Annotated in this window: 14 protein-coding genes; 1 reads left to right on the forward strand and 13 read right to left on the reverse strand. The window is 41.8% G+C overall.

Annotated features, from left to right (window positions below; genetic code table 11):
• Positions 1-17: 17 nt before the first annotated feature.
• The 12 genes from G585_RS19270 to G585_RS0101395 form a co-directional block, all read right to left on the reverse strand.
• Positions 18-1634 carry a S1C family serine protease gene (locus tag G585_RS19270; protein WP_022772434.1) on the reverse strand — a complete coding sequence of 539 codons (1617 nt, stop codon included), beginning with the start codon at positions 1632-1634 and terminating at the stop codon, positions 18-20.
• Positions 1635-1827: 193 nt separating this feature from the next.
• On the reverse strand, positions 1828-2097 hold the full coding sequence (locus tag G585_RS0101345) for a hypothetical protein (RefSeq protein WP_022772435.1): 270 nt from the start codon (positions 2095-2097) through the stop codon (positions 1828-1830).
• Positions 2078-2893 (reverse strand): phosphatase, encoded by an 816-nt coding sequence (locus G585_RS0101350; RefSeq protein WP_022772436.1) that lies wholly within the window; start codon positions 2891-2893, stop codon positions 2078-2080. The genes G585_RS0101345 and G585_RS0101350 overlap by 20 nt, the downstream gene beginning before the upstream one ends.
• Positions 2894-2914: 21 nt before the next feature.
• Positions 2915-3931 (reverse strand): UDP-glucose 4-epimerase GalE, encoded by a 1017-nt coding sequence (galE, locus tag G585_RS0101355; protein WP_022772438.1) that lies wholly within the window; start codon positions 3929-3931, stop codon positions 2915-2917.
• 160 nt (positions 3932-4091) lie between these two features.
• Entirely contained in the window at positions 4092-5321 is a 1230-nt protein-coding gene (locus G585_RS0101360) for a UTP--glucose-1-phosphate uridylyltransferase (protein ID WP_022772439.1), read from the reverse strand.
• Between the two features lie 153 nt (positions 5322-5474).
• Complete coding sequence (locus tag G585_RS0101365; protein ID WP_022772440.1) at positions 5475-7175, reverse strand: GH25 family lysozyme; 1701 nt, start codon at positions 7173-7175, stop codon at positions 5475-5477.
• Between the two features lie 119 nt (positions 7176-7294).
• Positions 7295-8773: an L-fucose/L-arabinose isomerase family protein gene (locus tag G585_RS0101370; RefSeq protein ID WP_022772442.1), complete on the reverse strand. Its 1479-nt coding sequence runs from the start codon at positions 8771-8773 to the stop codon at positions 7295-7297.
• 162 nt (positions 8774-8935) lie between these two features.
• A complete protein-coding gene (locus tag G585_RS0101375; RefSeq protein ID WP_022772443.1) occupies positions 8936-11059 on the reverse strand; it encodes a glycoside hydrolase family 3 C-terminal domain-containing protein in 2124 nt (707 codons plus the stop codon).
• 184 nt (positions 11060-11243) lie between these two features.
• Positions 11244-12962: an extracellular solute-binding protein gene (locus G585_RS0101380; RefSeq protein ID WP_022772444.1), complete on the reverse strand. Its 1719-nt coding sequence runs from the start codon at positions 12960-12962 to the stop codon at positions 11244-11246.
• Positions 12963-13084: 122 nt separating this feature from the next.
• Complete coding sequence (locus G585_RS0101385) at positions 13085-13969, reverse strand: carbohydrate ABC transporter permease (RefSeq protein WP_022772446.1); 885 nt, start codon at positions 13967-13969, stop codon at positions 13085-13087.
• Between the two features lie 43 nt (positions 13970-14012).
• The gene (locus tag G585_RS0101390) at positions 14013-14960 is read right to left on the reverse strand and encodes an ABC transporter permease (protein ID WP_022772447.1); all 948 of its coding nucleotides are present in this window, start codon (positions 14958-14960) and stop codon (positions 14013-14015) included.
• A 201-nt stretch (positions 14961-15161) separates the two neighbouring features.
• Entirely contained in the window at positions 15162-17147 is a 1986-nt protein-coding gene (locus G585_RS0101395) for an alpha-glucuronidase family glycosyl hydrolase (protein ID WP_022772449.1), read from the reverse strand.
• Positions 17148-17239: 92 nt separating this feature from the next.
• On the opposite strand from G585_RS0101395, the gene G585_RS18640 reads away from it, so the two are divergent.
• The gene (locus G585_RS18640; protein ID WP_022772450.1) at positions 17240-18127 is read left to right on the forward strand and encodes an AraC family transcriptional regulator; all 888 of its coding nucleotides are present in this window, start codon (positions 17240-17242) and stop codon (positions 18125-18127) included.
• Between the two features lie 4 nt (positions 18128-18131).
• Here G585_RS18640 and G585_RS16725 read toward each other — a convergent pair whose 3' ends face one another.
• Positions 18132-20021 carry a sialate O-acetylesterase gene (locus G585_RS16725; RefSeq protein WP_196802875.1) on the reverse strand — a complete coding sequence of 630 codons (1890 nt, stop codon included), beginning with the start codon at positions 20019-20021 and terminating at the stop codon, positions 18132-18134.
• Positions 20022-20136: the final 115 nt, after the last annotated feature.

The raw sequence follows: 20136 nt of genomic DNA on the forward strand, positions 1-20136 counted from the left end.
CATATTTTTTATTATCATTAGTGTCCGCCGCCCTGCTGCTGGCTATTGCCACCATTCTGTCCATTCTTGTCATCTGGAAGTGCAGGCTGCTGCTGGCCGTTGTACTGATTTTCACCTGATCCTGCTGCGTTAGAATCTGTGCTGCTTGATGTGCTGGCTGCTTCACCAAGTGTTACATCAAGAGTTACTTCTGTGTAGCCTGAATCACTCTGTCTCATTACAGTGATCGGAACTGTTGTGCCCTTTGCGTAGTACTCAAGTCTGCTCTGCAGATCATCCATTGAGGTGATTTCTTCGCCATCGAAGGAAATGATCACGTCGCCACTCTTAATGCCTGCATCGGCTGCTCCGCCGCCTTCATATACATCGTGAACAAGTACTCCAAGAGGAATTCCGTATACTTCATGAATCTCTGAAGGAACGCTTACACCTGAAATTCCGATATAGCCTCTGTCCTCATCAGATACCTTGCGCTTTGTCTCTTCGTTCATGAGCTTGTCGATGATAGGCTTTGCTACTGAAATAGGAATAGCATATCCCATACCTTCTACTGTATCTCCGCCAATCTTATTAGAGTTGATACCAATAACTTCGCCCTGAATGTTCAAAAGAGCTCCACCTGAGTTACCAGGGTTAATAGCTGCATCTGTCTGAATAAATGTATGTGTAACGCCTTCTTCAGTTTCAACCTCTCTGTTAATAGCTGAAATAACACCTGTTGTAACAGACTGGCCATAACCAAGTGCGTTACCGATTGCTATTGCAGGTTCGCCAAGTGTAAGTGAATCACTGTCACCAAGAGTTGCAACCTTGATTGAGTCAAGTGTGTCTGATGAAACCTCATCGATTGATACGGCAATTACTGCAAGGTCCATATCTGAATCTGATCCCTTAACAACGGCCTCCACTGATGAGTCGTCATTAAAGATTACTTCAAGGGAATCTGCACCCTCTACAACATGGTAGTTAGTTGCGATCAAAAGCTCTGTATCATTCTCACCTACAATAATACCACTACCTGAAGCTGTAGCTTCCTGTGTCTGTGTGTATCCAAAGTAGCTTGCTGATGCTGTGTAGTTATTATGAATGATAACCATTGCAGGCATCACTTCTTCAACAACTTCTGTTACATCTGTTACAACTACTGATGTAGCTGCGCTGGTTGTTGTAGTTTCAACCTTTTTCTCTGTAGACTGCTCTGTTTCTGTGTTCTCAGAGTTATCTGCAGTCTGTGTTTCTTCTTTTGTCTGATCTTCAGTTACTTCCTGAGATTTTTCACTTGAAGCTAAAAGTGAAATATGTCTTGAATATGCATAATATCCTGCACCAATACCTCCAACTACCAATGCAAGTATTAAAACTGCTGCAATAACAATTGCTGCTGTGTTTTTCTTTTTAGGTGGTTTGGGTGGTTCAGGTGTACTTCCAAAATTATTTCCACTATACTGATATGTTCCATATGTCTGCTGACCATTTCCATATCCGTATGAATTCTGACCGCCATATGAATTCTGATTATTTACATAATTATTATTTACATATCCATTTGAAGAAGTACTCTGTTGCCCGTATCCAGATCCATAACTATAAGATCCATAAGAATTGTTCTGTCCGTTTTTATCATCTTCAAACATCTCTACTACCTTCTTCCTTTCTTTTTATGAAATTCAGTATAGTTTTATTCTGTGACGGAATTGTGTTCAATTTATAATATAAAAATAATATTTTTTTTTATAATTTAGCAATACTCTCGAAAAGAAATTTCATATAATAAGAAGAAAATTCTCACATGCACCGCATCGTCAGCGCAGCATGTGAGAATTATTATCAATAGTCTTCTTCTATTACTTGAATTTCCATATAGTCAAAAGGTACGTCTTCAATAAAGGCATCCTTAGTAAATCTGCACTTGGCATGAATCTGAAAATCTCTGACTATAGGTTTAAGCCATATGGGCTTTGAAAGATCCATTTCATAGCAGGCCTTCTCTATTGAATTCATGACTTTATGTGTTCTGCTGTCTACAGTATCATCACACACAACCATGTCTTTGATCAGGTGATTATCGTCTATAAGTTTAACCCACAACCGAAACATCAGTGAATACCCCGCTGTCCTTAAGTCCTTTCAGGAAAGCTTCCCTGGAGCGGTTGATTATAAGCTCCTGTGGGAAATCTATGCTTTCGAGCATATTTACAGCTTTATCCATATGACCTATCTCGATAGAAATATGTGCATCAGTGTTAATACAGATGCTGACACCAAGCTCTGCGCATCTCTCAGCGATCTTTCTGCAAAGCTCTTTGTGATGTCCTTCAAAAGAAAAACTGTGTTCATTGATCTCTATCGGTTTATGGAGCTCTTTTGCCCTTAAAAGAACTTCATCAAGTTCAAAGGGAACTCCCGCTCTTCCAATATGTCCAATAAAGAACACCTTGGGATTCTCAAGAGCATTTATGTACATCTGGGTATTCCTTGCGATAGACTCACCAATCGTATGTCTCTTGGCATGAACACTTGCAATGACATAATCGCATCTGTCAAAAACCATCTTCTGTAAATTCTGAGGTGGATCGTATGTATCACCTATAGTTGATTTCAATACCTCAATATCGTGACCAAATAAATGACCATCCATGTCAACGATATCTGCTTCACAACCTCTTAAAAGTGTAACCCCCTGCCAATTTCTTGGCCACATATTGGTACAAAAGAGATACTGATAATTCTTGACCTCTTTGTAATCCCCAAACAGCATGTCACTGAAGTGATCTGTGCTGCCCAAAAGCGTCATACCCGCTTCCTTCGCTGCTCGTACATTTTCTTCAATAGTTGAATAAGCATGTCTTGAATAAAATGTATGAGTATGTGTGTCACACTCAATTTTGTACATTATAAAACCTCATTTAAATCTTTAATCGTCGTATCCATTTGGATTCTGACTCTGCCATCTCCAGGAATCAGCGCACATTTCCTTGATTCCGTTCTGAGCCTTCCATCCAAGTTCTTTTTCTGCCTTGTCAGCATTGGAGTAGCATGTAGCAATATCGCCGGCACGTCTCTCCTTGATAACATAAGGAATCTTAACTCCTGTAGCAGCTTCAAAGTTCTTTACAATGTCAAGAACGCTGTAGCCCACACCTGTTCCAAGGTTGTAGATGTTAAGTCCGCTGCCCGGTTCAAGCTTCTTAAGAGCCTTTACATGTCCGAGAGCAAGGTCTACAACATGGATATAATCGCGGACACCTGTTCCGTCCGGAGTATCATAGTCATCACCAAATACGTTGAGCTGTGGAAGCTTTCCAACAGCAACCTGTGTGATATAAGGCATCAGGTTGTTAGGAATTCCGTTAGGATTCTCACCGATTGTTCCGCTCTTATGAGCTCCGATAGGATTGAAGTATCTAAGAAGAACAACATTCCACTCTGGATCTGCCTTCTGAATATCTGTAAGAACCTGCTCAAGCATTGACTTTGTCCAACCATAAGGGTTTGTGCATGTTCCCTTAGGGCACTCTTCAGTGATCGGAATAAATGCAGGATTGCCATATACTGTTGCTGATGAAGAGAAGATGATGTTCTTGCAGCCGTGTTTTCTCATAACATCTACGAGAGTAAGTGTTCCTGTAATGTTGTTGTCATAGTACTCCCATGGCTTCTGAACAGATTCTCCAACAGCTTTAAGACCTGCAAAATGAATTACGCTGTCAATCTTCTCACTTGAAAAGATCTTCTCAAGTCCTTCTCTGTCTCTTATATCTGCCTCGTAAAATGGTACTTTCTTACCTGTAAGTGCTTCTATTCTTCCAATTACTTTTTTGCTGGAGTTTGCAAGGTTATCCATAACTACTACATCGTAGCCTGCATTCTGAAGTTCTACTACTGTATGTGATCCAATATAACCTGCTCCACCTGTTACAAGAATTGCCATAATCCACCTCTTTCTATAAAGTGATGGATATTTTTGTGCCACAAAAAATCCATCTGAATTTATTAAAACTGCTTTGTTCTCTCTATATATTATGGTCAGCCTTGTTTCTTTTCAACTTTCTATTGTTAAATCAAGCTGTCATTTTGTTAACTATTCTTATTTATAGTTCTATGCCACACTTCTTGCAGAGCTCTCTTGCGGACTCTACTGAGTCGATTCCTTCTTTGTTTTTGATAGGTGCGAACTCGTACTCTCTTACTACTTCGTATGGAAGACAGCTGTCGAGTTCGTGGATCATATCAAGAACGAGCTGCTCGAACTTGCAGCCGTTTGGCTTTTCAGGCTTTACAAGATTAGCATTCTCATCGATGTATGGAATCTTCTTCTCAACTACGTGAAGAGGAAGTGTCTTTTTAGCAATCTCATTAAGTGCTTTCTCATTAAAGAGGTAGTTAAGGATTACTCCGTAGTTGTATGCAGGATCACCATTCTCATCCTTGGCGTCCATCATTTCCTGTGAAAGCTCATAGTACTCAACAATTGATGGCTTGCCATCTTCAAGGCACATAACGCCAACCTTCTCATCAGGAGCGTTCTTTCTAACAACCTTTGCACCGCAGTCAACTGCTGCATTAACTGTAGCACCTACGAAGCAAGGGTCTGCTATTCTCTGAAGAACGTTGTCTACTGCAAAGATATCGATCCATTCGATGCCCTCTTCTAAAATAAGGTCACGAAGACCAGCCTTGAGCATTGATGAATACCAGCCTGCATTTCCGTTAGGTGATGTGGAGATTCTGTTCTTGCCCTCCATATAAACCTTTCCTTCATAGTCAGAAGCAGGTGCCATGTCCTGTTTAAAGAATGTAACCTTTTCCTCAGGATATCCGAAATAGTTGTGCTCCTTAAGGAAGTTTATTGTTGCATCATTATTCTTTTCACTTGTCATGATAAAGAGTCTTAAGTATGTTCCATCGGCCTGCTTAACTGTATCAAGAAGGTTCTCGATAATTCTCTGGAAAATGTACACATGCTTGGTAAGTCCTATATCATACATGCCCTTTGGATTGTCAGAGCCAAGTCTTGTTCCCATTCCGCCTGCAAGGAGACAAGCTGCTACTTTTCCGGCTTTGATAGTCTCAACACCAATCTTTGTGAACTCTTCTTTTCTCTTTTCAATCTCAGAGATCTGCATTGCTGCAAGTGGAGCAAAGTTTCCTCTTCCCTCGCTCTTACCAAGGTTCTTGCAGTTCTCAAGTACAGCAAAATCTGTCTCATCGATCTGCTGTAAAAGTTCCTTTTTCTCAGCCTCGCTGAGTTCATCGTAGTATTTAAGAACATGTTCCTGACCGAACTGTTCAAGTTTCTTTTTAGCTTCTTCGAAATTCATTAACGTTTCCCTCATCTTTCAAATTATAAAAACTCCAAGGAACATTTTAAGTGATTAGCAGACTTTTTACAAGGTGACAAAAAAGGCATACATACCACGTATTAAATGTGATATGTACGCCTTTAATATTTACGCTTAAATATTCGATAATTATCAGCCTGCTGTAGTTGAAGCAGCTGCTGCAGCATCTGCTGCCGGTGCAGGAGCCGGTGTTCCCGGTGTCCAGCCTGCAGGATCAACTAAGATTCCGTTCTTATCAAATGTGCAGTTTACGTTATCAAGCGGTACTGTCACAGATGTGAGCATCTTGCCTGTGTTGCCATCGAAGAATCTCCAGCCTTCTGCTGTCTGTACCCATCCAAGTGTCATATGTCCGTCTGTTGGCTCAAGGTAGTAGGTTCCGTCTGCAATCTTTGCAAGTCCTGTTACCATCTTGCCATCAGCTCCGAAGTAGTAGGACTGTCCGTCTATCACGTTCCAGCCTGTAACCATCTTGCCATCTGCTCCGAAGTAGTATCTGCTTGCTACATCTCCTGACCAGCCGGTCTGCATTACTCCGTCATCACCAAAGAGGTAATTAGCTCCCTCTACAGTCTGAAGTCCTGCAAGTGCGGTGTGAGTCTCAGGATTAAAATAGAATCTCTGTCCCTGCTCGTTGGAGTACCAGCCGCTTATAGCAATACCGTCTGCTCCAAACATGTACTTACCTGTTTCAAGAGCATGCATTCCTGTAAGCATTACGCCATTTCCGTCAAAGAGATAAAGATTATTACCGACCTGTGTAAGTCCTACATGCATCGCATAATTATCATCAAAGAAGTGGATTCCGTCTTCTAACTGAACAAATCCCTTCTGGCATACGCCGTCAGCATTGGCATAATAAACACCGGCTTCTCCCAGATTAAGGAGACCTGTGCATCTTACGCCGTTGGCATCAAAGTAAAAACGAGATCCGTCGATATCATTAAATCCAACTGCTGCAAGGCCGCCTTCAGCAGGTTTAAAGTAGTAGATACCGCTTTCATCCTGGAACCATCCGGTCTGAACAAATCCATTTTCATCCGCGTGATATCTGCCATTTGCAAGGTTAAGCCATCCGTACTGTTTACGGTAGTTGCTGTAATAATATACATGTCCGCCCCAGCTGTTGAAGCCTTCTCCGATTATTCTGGAGAAATAGTCAACATAAAGGTGGTTAACATCTACTCTTGTAGGGATTCCTGAGTAGGAACCATGGCTGCTTGACTGCCACATTGCATACTCGCCTGCATAATCACAGGAAGAGTTGTACTGTGCAATCCATTTTGCAGAAGCTACATTAGGCATCCTGTTAAGGAACCAGTTTCTGCTTGCATATACCATTGTCTCATATCCGTTAGCATTGAGGATGCCGCAAAATGTGTCGGCAATTGCCTGAAGCTGCGCTGAGCTTAAGTTCTTTTGACAGGAATCTTCTATATCAATTGCTACCGGGAATGTTACTGTATATGGTGCGATCCATGCTAAAACCTGGTTGGCTTCTGCAGCCGCTGCCTCAGGTGTTGTCGCATAAGAATAAATATAGACACCTGTTCTTACGCCTGCTGCATTAGCTCCGTTTATATTATTAGCAAACTGTTCATCAAGTCCTTTTTTGGTTGTGCCCACCCTGATCATTGCAAATCTGACGCCTGCTGCCCTGACCTGCTGCCAGTTGATTCCACCCTGATACTTAGAAACGTCGATACCAACTGCCACTTCCGGGCCGGATGCTCCTGCTGCGGCTTTGATTCCAAAGGCAGGAACAAAAGATAGGAAAGCTAAAACCGCTATCAGCAATCCCATAGAAAAAAAGATTTTTCTAGCTTTTTTCATTTAATGAAACTCCCCTTCAACTTTTTTACAAAACTCTTAACATTTTAATTATAAATGAAAAGCCACCTTGGAGCAACCTCCAAAGTGGCTTCTATTGTCAATCTGCTATACCCTATACATTAAGCAAATGGGTTCTCTGTTGGGTATGGAAGTGATGCTGGCTGATTGTAACCGATTGTCTCAGCACCAACATACTTAAATACTTCGTAAAGAGCCTTTCCAAAGTGACCAAATGCAACAGCACCATGGTGCGGGAAGTTCTGCTGAATAAGTACGTGTCTGTAGAATCTGCCCATCTCAGGAATAGCGAATACACCGATACCGCCGAATGATCTTGTTCCTACAGGAAGAACTTCACCCTGAGCTACATATGCACGAAGGTGGTTGTCTGATGTGCTCTGCAGTCTGTAGAATGTGATATCACCAGGAATGATATCGCCTTCAAGTGTTCCCTGTGTAACTTCTTCAGGAAGGTTTCTAGCCATGATTCTCTGGAACTTCATCTCGCAGCTTGAAAGCTTGCTTGTGCATGTATTTCCGCAGTGGAAGCCCATGAATGTATCTGTGTGCTTGTAATCAAACTTGCCCTTGATGCTCTCTTCATACATATCAGCAGGTACAGAGTTGTTGATATCAAGAAGTGTAACAGCATCGTTGCTGATGCATGTTCCGATGAACTCACTGATTGCACCGTAGATATCTACTTCACAAGATACAGGAATTCCGCGGCCTGTAAGTCTTGAGTTTACGTAGCAAGGAACGAATCCAAACTGTGTCTGGAATGCAGGCCAGCACTTACCAGCGATACATACATATTTCTTGCCGCCTCTGTGCTCTTCGATCCAGTCAAGAAGTGTAAGCTCATACTGAGCAAGCTTCTCAAGGATTTCAGGCTTCTTGTTACCTGCACCGAGGTCTTTTTCCATATCAGCCTTAACTTCAGCGATTCTAGGATCTCCGGCATGCTTGTTGAAGCTCTCGAAGAGGTCAAGCTCTGAGTTTTCTTCAATCTCTGCACCCATGTTGTAGATTTGCTGAATAGGAGCGTTACAAGCAAGGAAGTTCATAGGACGAGGTCCAAAGCTGATAACCTTGAGGTCTCTAAGTCCAACGATTGCTCTTGCGATTGGAACGAACTCGTTGATCATCTTTGCACACTCATCAGCTGTTCCAACAGGATACTCTGGAATGTATGCCTTTACTCCACGAAGGTGAAGGTTGTAGCTTGCGTTGAGCATACCGCAGTATGCATCTCCTCTGCCATCAATAAGGTCGCCCTGTGATTCTTCTGCAGCTGCGCAGAACATTACAGGTCCGTCAAATTTCTCAGCAAGAAGTGTCTCTGAAATTTCAGGTCCGAAGTTTCCAAGATATACGCAAAGAGCGTTACATCCTGCTCTCTTAACATCTTCAAGAGCCTCAAGTGTCTGAACTTCGCTCTCGATGATGCATACAGGACACTCATAAACGTCCTTATCCCCAAACGCTTTCTTGTAGGCTTCAGCCAAAGCCTTTCTTCTGTTTACAGCAAGTGATGCTGGGAAGCAGTCACGGCTTACTGCAACAAGTCCAATTTTTACTTCTGGAATGTTAATCATAAAAATCCCCTTTCTCGCGTAAAAACGCTTAAAACTTATATTGTTTTCCCCTAATTATTTTATTCGTATCTAAAATATTATCTGTCATTGATGACTAAAATACAATCTTGCAAAATGTAGAAAAACACTTCACTTTTTTATTCATATTGTACGCAATCAATGTCACAACTTAACATCAAAGCTTGCACACTTATGTCCTGTGAGCTCCTCAGAACGGGCATCAGGCTGCTGTGTTCCAAAATAGATTCTGAAGTTCTTGCCATATACCTTTCTCTCGCCATCTTCATTGACAGATGTGAAGGCCTTCTTATCAAGCTTTATTGTTACCTCTGTTTCTGCGCCTGCCCTAACATGTACTCTCTTAAATCCGCAAAGACGAGGATAAGTAGTGGCAAACTCAGAATCAAGATCCTTGATATAAACCTGTACAACTTCGTCTGTGTCTACTTTACCATCATTTACTACCGTAACCGTAAGCTCTGCATCAAATGTATCAGGCTCACTGCCGTTATCCATATGTAAATGGTTTTCAGGCTTAACATAGCAGTCACCATATGTAAGGCCATATCCAAAAGGATAAAGAGGTGTTCCTGTAAAGTATCTGTAAGTCCTGTTCTTCATTGAGTAGTCTTTGAAGTCAGGAAGATCATCTGCTGACTTGTAGAAAGTAACAGGAAGCTTTCCTGAAGGTGATACATCACCAAAGAGGATATCGGCTACATCTTTTCCGCCTCTTGCTCCCGGATAAAATGCCTGGAGAACTGCATCTGCATCATCCTGAGCCTTTGAAAGGTCTATCGCACTTCCGGCCATATTGATGACAATTGTAGGCTTTCCGCACTCAAGTACTGAGTAAAGGAGCTGTCTCTGTGGAAGTGGAAGGCTAAGGTTTATCTTATCTCCTGATGCAAACTGGTTTCCTGCATCTCCTTCTTCACCCTCAAGGTTCTCATCAAGGCCCAGCACAACAACTACTACATCTGAGTAATCTGCAACTGCCTTAGCCTCTGAAAGTCTGTCAGGAAGGTTAGGATCAGAAAGGTTACTTATATTGTCTTTGAAAATATCGCAGCCCTCTGAGTAAAGAACGTGGACATCTTCTCCAACCTTATCCTGGATTCCCTCAAGAACAGTGATATATCTTGAAGCTGTTCCGTGATAGTTTCCAATAAGTGACAATCTTGAGTTGGCGTTTGGTCCAACTACTCCGATGGTCTTTAACTTGCTCTTATCAAGAGGAAGGATTCCATTGTTTTTCAAAAGAACTACTGACTCTTTTGCCGCCCTGTGCGCAACTTCAAGGTGTTCTTTGCACTCAACAACATCGAAAGGAATCTCATCATACTCTGTCTTATCAAACATGCCTAAAAGGAATCTTGCTGTAAAGAGTCTTTCACAGGAAGTAGTGATAGTCTCCTCACTTAAAATACCTGCTCTGTAGGCATTCATAATTTTCTGGTATGTACATCCGCAGTTAAGATCACAGCCCATTTCAAGCGCAAGCTTTGCAGACTCTTCAGGACTCTTTGTAACCTTGTGATTCTCATGGAAATCTTTTACTGCCCAACAATCAGATACGAAGTGGCCTTCAAATCCCCACTTGCCTCTGAGTGTGTCAACCATAAGTGGCTTATTTGCACAACATGGTTCATCATTGGTTCTGTTGTAAGCACCCATTACAGCTTCAACACCAGCCTCTTTTACGCATGCTTCAAAAGCAGGTAAATAGGTCTCTTCAAGGTCCTTCTTGGATGCCTTGGCGTTAAAGAAATGTCTTTCTCCCTCAGGGCCTGAATGAACAGCAAAATGCTTGGCACACGCAGCTGCCTTCATATACTCTCCATCCCCCTGAATTCCCTTGACAAAAGGAACTGCCAGGCTGCTTGTAAGGAATGGATCCTCTCCATAGGTCTCATGACCTCTTCCCCATCTTGGATCTCTGAAAATATTAACGTTTGGTGCCCAGAAAGTAAGGCCCTTGTAGATATCTCTGTCTTCTCTCTTAGACTGCTCGTTATACTTGGCTCTTCCTTCTGTTGCAATGATCTCGCCGACTTCTTTCATCAGCTCCTCATCAAAAGCTGCAGCAAGACCGATTGCCTGCGGAAACATGGTAGCTGTACCGGCTCTTGCCACCCCATGCAGAGCCTCGTTCCACCAGTTGTAAGCAGGGATTCCAAGTCTGTCGATAGCAGGTGCGTCATAGCGAAGCTGAGATGCCTTCTCTTCAACTGTCATCTTAGCAACAAGCTCTTTGGCGCGCTTTCTTGCTTCTTGTCTATTCATATCTATACCCCTTAAGATTCTTTTGTTTACCATATTTATTGTATAGGTGGAGCATTTAATTTTCTTACCATATTTTGCCTTTATTAGCTTAATTATTGTTGTTAGTTACATGCAGATTTTTATATGCAAAAAACAGCTGCCACAATTAAGTGACAGCTGCTCAAAATTTTTTTGCCAATACTAATTATCTGATGTTCTCAGCATCGCCGTATGTAGCTTCCCATTTCTGAGTTCTCTCATCAATGATAGCCTGTCCGCCTGAACCAAGGTAATCAGCAACACCCTCATCCCAAACAGATTCGAATGCATCTACGCTTGCGCTCATAGCCTGATCATAGATCTGATCTCTCTTAGCTGAAAGTGTATCGCCTACGCCACCTTCTGCTTCGATGTCACCAGTCTTTACGTTGATACCTACTCTTGTGTCAGTCTTTGCAATTTCGTTAGCCTTGATTACATCCTCAACATCGATTCCTGCATATGAGTGAGCAAGAGTCTTCTCTGTGAGGTCATCAGATGTAAGGTGAAGACCATTACATGTGATTGTGTAGTCAATGTTCATACCAGAGTTCTGGATTGCATCGCCTGTTGCAGCAACGATCTCATATCCACCGTCATCAAGCTTGTTGCATGTAACACCTTCTTCACCAAGCTGTAAGAACTGGATTGTTTCAGGATCTGAGATGAAATCAAGGTAAAGCATTGATGCAAGAGGCTCATCGTTTGTTGCAGGGAAGAAGATCTTACGATCGATAGGGCCTGCGAGGAACTTGTTGTGTGTTCCGTTCTTGTCTTCGAATGGATCGATTGCTACATACTTAGCGTCTTCGCCTACAAGTCTCTTAAGGTTAGCCTGGATTGAATCCTCACCGTTTCTGAAAGGATAATCCCAGTTGTGTGTGAATGCGCCAACATAACCAGCCTTCATCATGTCATCTTCTGTTGTGTCGCCTGATCCGTAGATAGCGAAATCATTCCACATAAGGCCTTCGTTGTACCACTGGTTAAGGAGCTTAACTGCTTCCTTTGTTCCGTTCTGTGTAAGCTTTCTGTCATCGAAGCCGTTTACATAGAACTCTTTGTCAGAGATCGCTGGATCAATGAAAGACTCGATAAGAGTACCAGCTCTCCAACCTACATCGTAAGAAACTGAATAAGGAACCATCTTGTCAGCGTCTGCTCCAAGAAGTTCGCTAGCATTGTCCTTGAATGCTACGAGCATGTCATGGAACTCCTGCTTTGTTGTAGGTTCAGCAAGACCAAGCTTATCAAGCCAGTCCTTACGAACGAATGTAAGGATTCTGTTCATGTTAGCAAGCTTTGCTTCAACTGCCCATGTCTGGCCGTTCTCAGGATCAGCATCCCAGTAAAGGTTTGACTCACCAAGCCATGTCCAAAGGTTAGGAAGTTCATCCTTGTAATCATCAATGTAAGGTCTAAGATCAAGAACACCGCCCATGTCAGCATATGTCTTGATTGTTGGATAAGAATAAGTTACACATACATCAGGTGCTGTTCCGCCTGCAAGAAGGTTGTTGATTTCATCAACCTCTGTCCAACGAGGAACTGCTACGAACTCAACTTCTACGTTGTGCTCCTCAAGCATTCCCTTCTTAATGTAGTCTGTGTACACATTGTTTGTTGGGTCTGATCCGCCGTCGTTACCACGGTCATAAACCTCAACTGTGATGTGTCTTGTGTCTGCGAACTTACCATCTGTAAGTTCTGAAGCAACTGCTGGTTCTGTTGCTGTGTCAGCCTGAGTTGTCTCAGTCTGAGCTGCTGGTGCATCAGCGTTTGCCGGAGCACTCTCAGCGGCCTGTTCACCGCCCTGGCTACCGCATGCTGCAAGTGAAAGAGTCATTGCAGATGCAAGTAACATAGATAATACCTTTTTCCTCATAACATAACCTCCATTTATCTTTTGCCCCCTAAGGGGGAGTTAACTAAGGAAGTTCTGCTCTCACACTATGTGTGAGCCAGAACAAGAATTCGCACTATGCTCGAAAAAACCTCGCCAAGTGCTCATTCTTTTACCGCTCCAAGAGTAACTCCGTGGATGAAGTACTTCTGAAGGAACGGATAAATACACAAAATAGGAATAGTTGAAAACATAACTATTGCGGACTTAAGTGAATCCTTAAGACCAGGTGCTGAGAAACCTTCCTGTGTAGCAACTTCTACTGAATTGATGTTATTCAGAATGTTGTAAAGAAGAAGCTGCAAAGGATAGAAATCCTTGTTTTTCATAAACATAAGAGCATCTGAATAACCATTCCAACGTCCTACAGCATAGAAAAGAGCAAGTGTTGCAAGAACAGGCTTTGACAATGGAATGTAAATTGACCAAAGAATCCTGAAGTATGATGCTCCGTCAATCTCGGCTGATTCTCTAAGTGACTCAGGTATTCCATAAAAGAAACTTCTCATGATGATCATGTTGTAAACGCTCATACAATATGGAACGATGAGTACCAGCGGGTTATCCAAAAAGCCAATCTTCTGCATAAGCAGGTAGTTTGGAATAGTACCTGCAGAGAAGAACATTGTAATTGTGATAAAGATATTGATAATACCTCTGCCTTTTAAGTTTTCAAAGATCAAAGGGTATGCACAGATTGTTGTCATAAAGAGTGAAAAGACTGTGCATATAACTGTCAAAACTACTGTCCATACAAATGCGTGAATGTATTTCACATCACCAAGAACTGTCTTGTAAGCGTCAAAGTTAAGTCCCTTAGGTAAAAGATATACTTCATGCCTTACAAGGAAGTCTGTACCTGAAAGTGATCTTGCCAAAAGGTTGATCATAGGAATAACACAGATAAGACTTATAAGTACACATATAAAAACGAAAACCCAATCCCCAACTTGTGTTTTTGTGGATCTTATAGTTCTACTTTCATCCATTTTATATATTCTCCTTTAAAATTATGCGCTTGCCAGCAATATATCACCAGATTCCTCTCTCACCCAGCTTACGTGAAAGCCAGTTGGCAGCAAGCAGGAAGAATACATTTATTACTGACTGGAAAAGACCTATTGCAGTTGTCAAACTGAACTGCAGTCCCTTAATACCAGCTTTATATACATATGTAGAGATAACTTCTGCATACTTCATAACGAGGTTGTTCTGAAGTGCGAATGGTCTGTCAAAGTTTGATCCAATGATATTACCAAGAGCCATTATCAAAAGAACTACGATAGTAGGCTTGATTCCCGGAAGTGTAATGTGCCACATCTTTTGGAAACGTCCGGCACCGTCTACGCTGGCTGCCTCATAAAGTTCAGGTGAAATACCTGCAATAGCAGCAAGATATATGATTGAGTTCCATCCAAAACTCTGCCATACACCAAGGCCGATATATGTTCCAACCCAGTGTGCAGGATCATTAAGAAATGGGATAGGCTCTCCTCCAAATGCCTTGATAGCCATATTTACAAGACCATCTGTAGGTGTAAAGAGCTGAAGTGCAAGACCATAGATAATAACCCATGAAAGGAAATGAGGCATATATGCAATAGTCTGAACTGTCTTTTTGAACATTTTAAATCTGAGCTCATTTAAAATAAGAGCAAATATGATCGGTATTGGGAATCCGATAACCAGATCAAAAAGGTTAAGAACAATTGTGTTTCTCAAAGAATTGATAAAATCTTTTGTACTAAATGCTTTGATGAAGTACTCCATACCATGATTCTTAGCCCAGGGCATTTCCCAGATAGACTGGACAATGCTGTATTTCTTGAAAGCAATCATGATGTAAAGCATTGGAATGTACTTGAAAACAATCAGATAGATGATTGGCAGAGCAAGAAGAACGTATAACTGCCAGTAGCGCTTGATGTAGACACCAAAGGACTGATTACTCCCCTTCCTCTGTGTTTTGGTTCTGCTCATAAACTCCTCCTAAAACCCCTTTATTCTATTGTAGAAATATTGCACAATTTCTACTCTCTTATTGTAATTTATTGACGTCATATATTCCTATCAAATATTGACTATCACTTACTAATAAATGCGCGCTTTGTGCACAGTGCACAATTTCAAAAAGCTGACAACTGTAGGTTTTGTCCATGCAGTTACCAGCTTTTATTATATTTAATATATCTTTCTGCCCTTCTCGTCAGAAATACCACTCTTTCTATAGAAGTAAGAGTTCACCTGATCTCTCCACTCTTTTGCATTGTAGATCTGCAGTTCGAATCTGTGAGAAACATTCTCAAATACTTCTGAAGGAACCTTTCCTTCAAGACTCTTCCAGGTTTCAAAGAGCTCTTCAGCCTCAGCCTCGCCTTCAAAGTGGCTATCATAAATGTGCTGGATCAGTGTCTTTCCTGTTTTAAGTTTCCATGTATATGGAATGTGGTGGAAGAAAAGAAGCAGCTCTTCAGGACATTTTTCAGGATCATTGTACTTTTCAGCATTTTCTTTGTAATACTGCTGAGCGTATCCTGTTCCCTTATCTGATCTGTCAACTCCGATTCCCAGGTGGTCTGCCCTGTGATATGTGCCCCATCTTGAGTACTCATATCCATCAACGCTTGGGCCGTAGTGATCATGTGGTGTAACCATCCAGCCGATTCCAAGAGGACTTGTGTACTTTTCATATATCTCGCGAGATCTTAAAAGCATATCTGTAAGCTTGTCTTCATCCACTTTTTCAAGGGCAAATGTAAGTCTTATCCACTCTCTTGCTATTTCTTCAGAGGAAAGCTCCGTGTCAAAGGCAAGTCTTCCAAAACCATAAAGGTTAGCTGCTGCCAGATAATTTCCTGTCCAGTTCTTGTCATTACCGGTATTGATAACTGCTGCCATTCCTGCAAGCTTATTACCAAATGCTCTTCCGCTCACTACATCTGCAACAGTATCATTTTCTTTTTGACAGTAGGTCTTAAATCCAAGAACCTCCTTGAACATTGGCATAAGATAGCAAAGATCTATCTGATGTCCTGTGTATTCCTGTGCAATCTGAACTTCCAGCATCTGATTGGTCTTTGTAAGTCCACCAATAAGTGGAGAAATAGGCTCTCTGATCTGGAAATCCATAGGGCCGTTCTTTATCTGAAGGATAACGTTGTCATGATATGCTCCGTCAAAATCCTTGAAGTAATCATATCCGGCTCTTGCTCTGTCTGTCTTGTAATCTCTCCAGTCCTGAGTGCAGTTGTAAACAAAGCATCTCCAAATGATTATCCCGCCATAAGGAGCAACTACATCTCCCAGCATATTTGCGCCATCTGCCTGTGTTCTTCCGTATGTGAATGGTCCGGGTCTTCCCTCTGAGTCAGCCTTTACAAGGAATCCTCCGAGATGCGGAAGCTTTCCGAATACTTCTTTTGCCTTCTCTTTCCACCAGCTTATAACATTTTCATCAAGAGGATCACAGACTTCAAGTCCGCCAAGCTCTATAGGTGCGGCAAAATTAAGGGACAGATATGTCTTTATTCCATAATCTGCAAATACCTCAGACAGCTCTTTTACCTTGTCAAAATATCTGTCTGTAATAAGGTAAGTTGCTGCATCCTTAACATTTACGTTGTTAATGACAATTCCGTTGATACCGATGCTTGCCATGAATCTTGCATAGTCACGGGTTCTCTCATCAACCACGATCTCTTTATTTTCGAAAAAGAAAGATTGTCCTGAATAGCCTCTTTCGATGCTGCCATCCATGTTGTCCCAGTGGTTCATCATTCGAAGTGGGTTGGATGGAGTCTTTTCCACATTGATCTCAGAAAACTTTTTTCCACAGGAGAGCTGTCTTAATAGTTCAAAAGCTCCATATAATGCACCGTTATCATCTGACGCAAAAATGCTTACAGATGAGGCATCGCTCTCAAGCCTGAAACCTTCCTTTGCGATGGCATCCACTTTTTTAATAGTAAGAGCAATGTCAAAAGAGCCTGCGTTATCCACAACCTCATCTGATACAATTCCCTTTAATCCACTTTTGAGCTCACAAAGTGCACTCTTTATCACCTGTGAATCCTTGTTAAACCCTACCACTTCACAGCTGACAGTCTTATTATCATTACTTACATTCTTATAACCAAGCCAAAGCTGTGTCCATTCTTTATTCCCCATTTTAGTTAAAATCCTTTCTCCTAAAAAATCTTCTTTTATGATAAAATATTCCACGTAATCTTGCAGTTTCCTAGATAAGGAGCGTAATCAACATGATAAGTGACATCAATGAACAGGCTCGTGAAGACATCTTTTATGACACACTAAAGGGTGTTCTTTTATATCACAACACGCTTTCGGAATATCCTCTGCACTGGCACAATGAAGTGGAACTTATTCTCATAGTTTCCGGAACGCTAAATATCAAATTTCACAATGATACCCAGTCCATGATCTGCTGTAACCCCGGAGACATTGTGCTTATAGCACCGGGAACCCTGCACGAATATCTCTCAGATACTCCCGGCGGTGAAAAGCTTATACTCCTGTTTGATATCGGTGGATATTCTCAGGTTTCATCACTGGTTCCTCTTCTTAAGACTCTTCCACCTTATGTTCATATAAAGCAGAATGAGTATCCTCTTGAGGACGCCCGTCTTCAGAACTATTTCTGGGAAATAGACAGGCTTTATGGTGAAAGCGATGAGTTCCTTCATATATCTGTTTACTCACTGGTAACTCTTATTCTCGCCCAGATAGGAAGCATGCATCCCAACGATGTAACATCTGCTGTCGTAAATGATGACCCTCAGCGCAAGAACATCGACAAGCTTGTTTCTGTTACAAACTATATCGATTCCCACAGATCAGATGACCTTAGTGTTGAGCAGCTTGCTGAGATTGCAGGATTTTCCAAATTTCACTTTGAAAGACTCTTTAAGTCTTACATGGGAATCTCATGCTATCAGTACATTACCAAGCGCCGCGTGCTCATGGCCCAGGAACTTTTAGGTGACACAGATCTCTCCGTTATGGACATTGCCATGCAGTCTGGATTCTTTAGTCTTTCAACCTTTAACAGAGTGTTCAAAGACACCAATGGCTGCTCACCTACAGAATACCGAAAGCTCTACAGAGCAGGCGCGGACTTAAAATCATAAATAATTATTCTACTGTAATCTCAAATGGTGCAAGGGGCGTGCCTGTTTCGTTCTCGATAAGACCGCCGTGGTAAGTGTTCTCACAGCACCATTTGAGTTTTATTTTTTTACTGTCTTTATCTATCTTAACTAATACCTTATCTCCCAAAAGAGCTGCCTCTGCCTTTTGCGAAGTGCCTCCTTCATTCTCAATATAAAAATCAAGAAGTTCGTATCCTTTACCCTCATCAGCAACTTTAAGTCCCGCAGTATGAGCTAGTTTTATCTCAGCATAAGCTTCATCATCTTCTGTGACAATCTTTGCACTCTCAATTTCAGGTCCTTTGTATTCTGCGCCGCAGCCATATTTCATATGAGCTGCCCAAAGAGCCATTCTCTCACCGATTGGTTCTTTTACAGTGGGATGAAGGTCATTGTCCTCTCCAAGTCCCAATGTCACGATAAGCCCAGTCATTGGAATATCCAGTATCCTATTCTGAACAAGTCTGAATCTTCCCCAATCATCCGTGCAAGGAAGCTGGTCTATTACAAAGTTTGGAAGCTGAACTGCAATGAAAGGAAGGTTCTCATCATTCCAAAGCTTTCTGTATCCAAGGACCATTCTCTTAGTAAGATCCGCATAGTCCTCGTCTCTCTCAACATTTGACTCACCCTGATACCAAACCACACCATCAATAGGATAGTTTTTGCAGGGAGCTGTCATGCCATTGAAAAGACCTGTCGCTTTCCAGTTTACAAAGTCTGTTGGCTGTATCTTTTCGCACTCTGCGGCGATCCTGTATTTATAAGTACCATTCAGATAAACGGTTGCATCCTGATTAAAGATCTTTAGCTCTTTTTCCGGAGTAAATCTTCCAAGGCCGTTCTCCACACAAAGTCTTATAACTACTTCGTTATCCTTTTCTCTTGTAAGTCCTTCAGGAATATCGTACTTACGTGGTGGATACTGATAAGCGGTCTCACCGAGTTTTTGCCCGTTTACAAAAATAGTGTCGCTGTCTACCATTGTTCCCATAAAGAGCCTTGCTGATTTTCCCGCAAGTTCTTTTGGCAGGTCAAATTTCTTTCTAAACCACACAGAGCCTATAAAGCCTTCAAGCTCAGTTCCCTTGAAAAATCCCGGAACTTCAAAGGTTTTCCAGTTACTGTCATCTGTGCTTTCCAGCTGCCAGTTGTTCTTTATTCCTTCATCTTTCTGATAAAGAGTATTTCTCCATGCATCGCCGTTTGCAATATTCTTTGCAATCTGTCCATCGTAGAACTCTTTATCTGCATATCTGTCAGCCTCTTCCAAGAGCTCATCATAACCCTCAAGCATTTCTCTGCCCATCCAGCCAAAAATCCTTGAGCCACCAAGGCTTGCATTGATTATTCCTACGGTCTGACCTGTAAGTTTTTGAAGATGCTTGGCAAAAAAGTACCCAACAGCGGAAAAATCCATTATTGTCTCGTGTTTTACTTCTGTCCAGCTGCCTGTGTGATGTTCCTCCAAGGGTCCACTATAAGAGGTTTCCTCAACAATCTTGAAAGTACGTATTCTGTTATTAACATCGTTTTTTACAACTTCAGGATACTGATCCTTACACCTTGTAAGGGGAAGTTCCATATTAGACTGACCTGAGCACAGCCAGACAAGACCAAGCATTACATCCTTAACAACCTTTTTCTCACCCTTATCATCACTTACTACAAGCTCATAAGGGCCACCGCTCTCGCGGGCCGGCAGATACAGATCGAATCTTCCATTTCCATCTGTCTCTCCACTTACCTGATCCTTTTCAAGCGTTGCTGTAACCTTTGTGCCGGGTTCATCCCAGCCCCATATATGAATGCTCTTTCTTCTCTGAATAACTGCTCCGTCAGATAATAAACGCGGTAATCTAAGCGTAGACATGATCATACCCTTTCCCATTTATATTTATTTTGATTATACTTTGTGCACGCATTTTTTTACCTCATTATAAGTGCGAATAACTCCCCAGTTATTGCTTGCAAAAAAAAGTGCCTGT

The sequence above is a fragment of the Butyrivibrio sp. AE2015 genome, from assembly GCF_000420825.1.
In the GTDB taxonomy this organism is placed as follows: Bacteria; Bacillota; Clostridia; order Lachnospirales; family Lachnospiraceae; genus Butyrivibrio.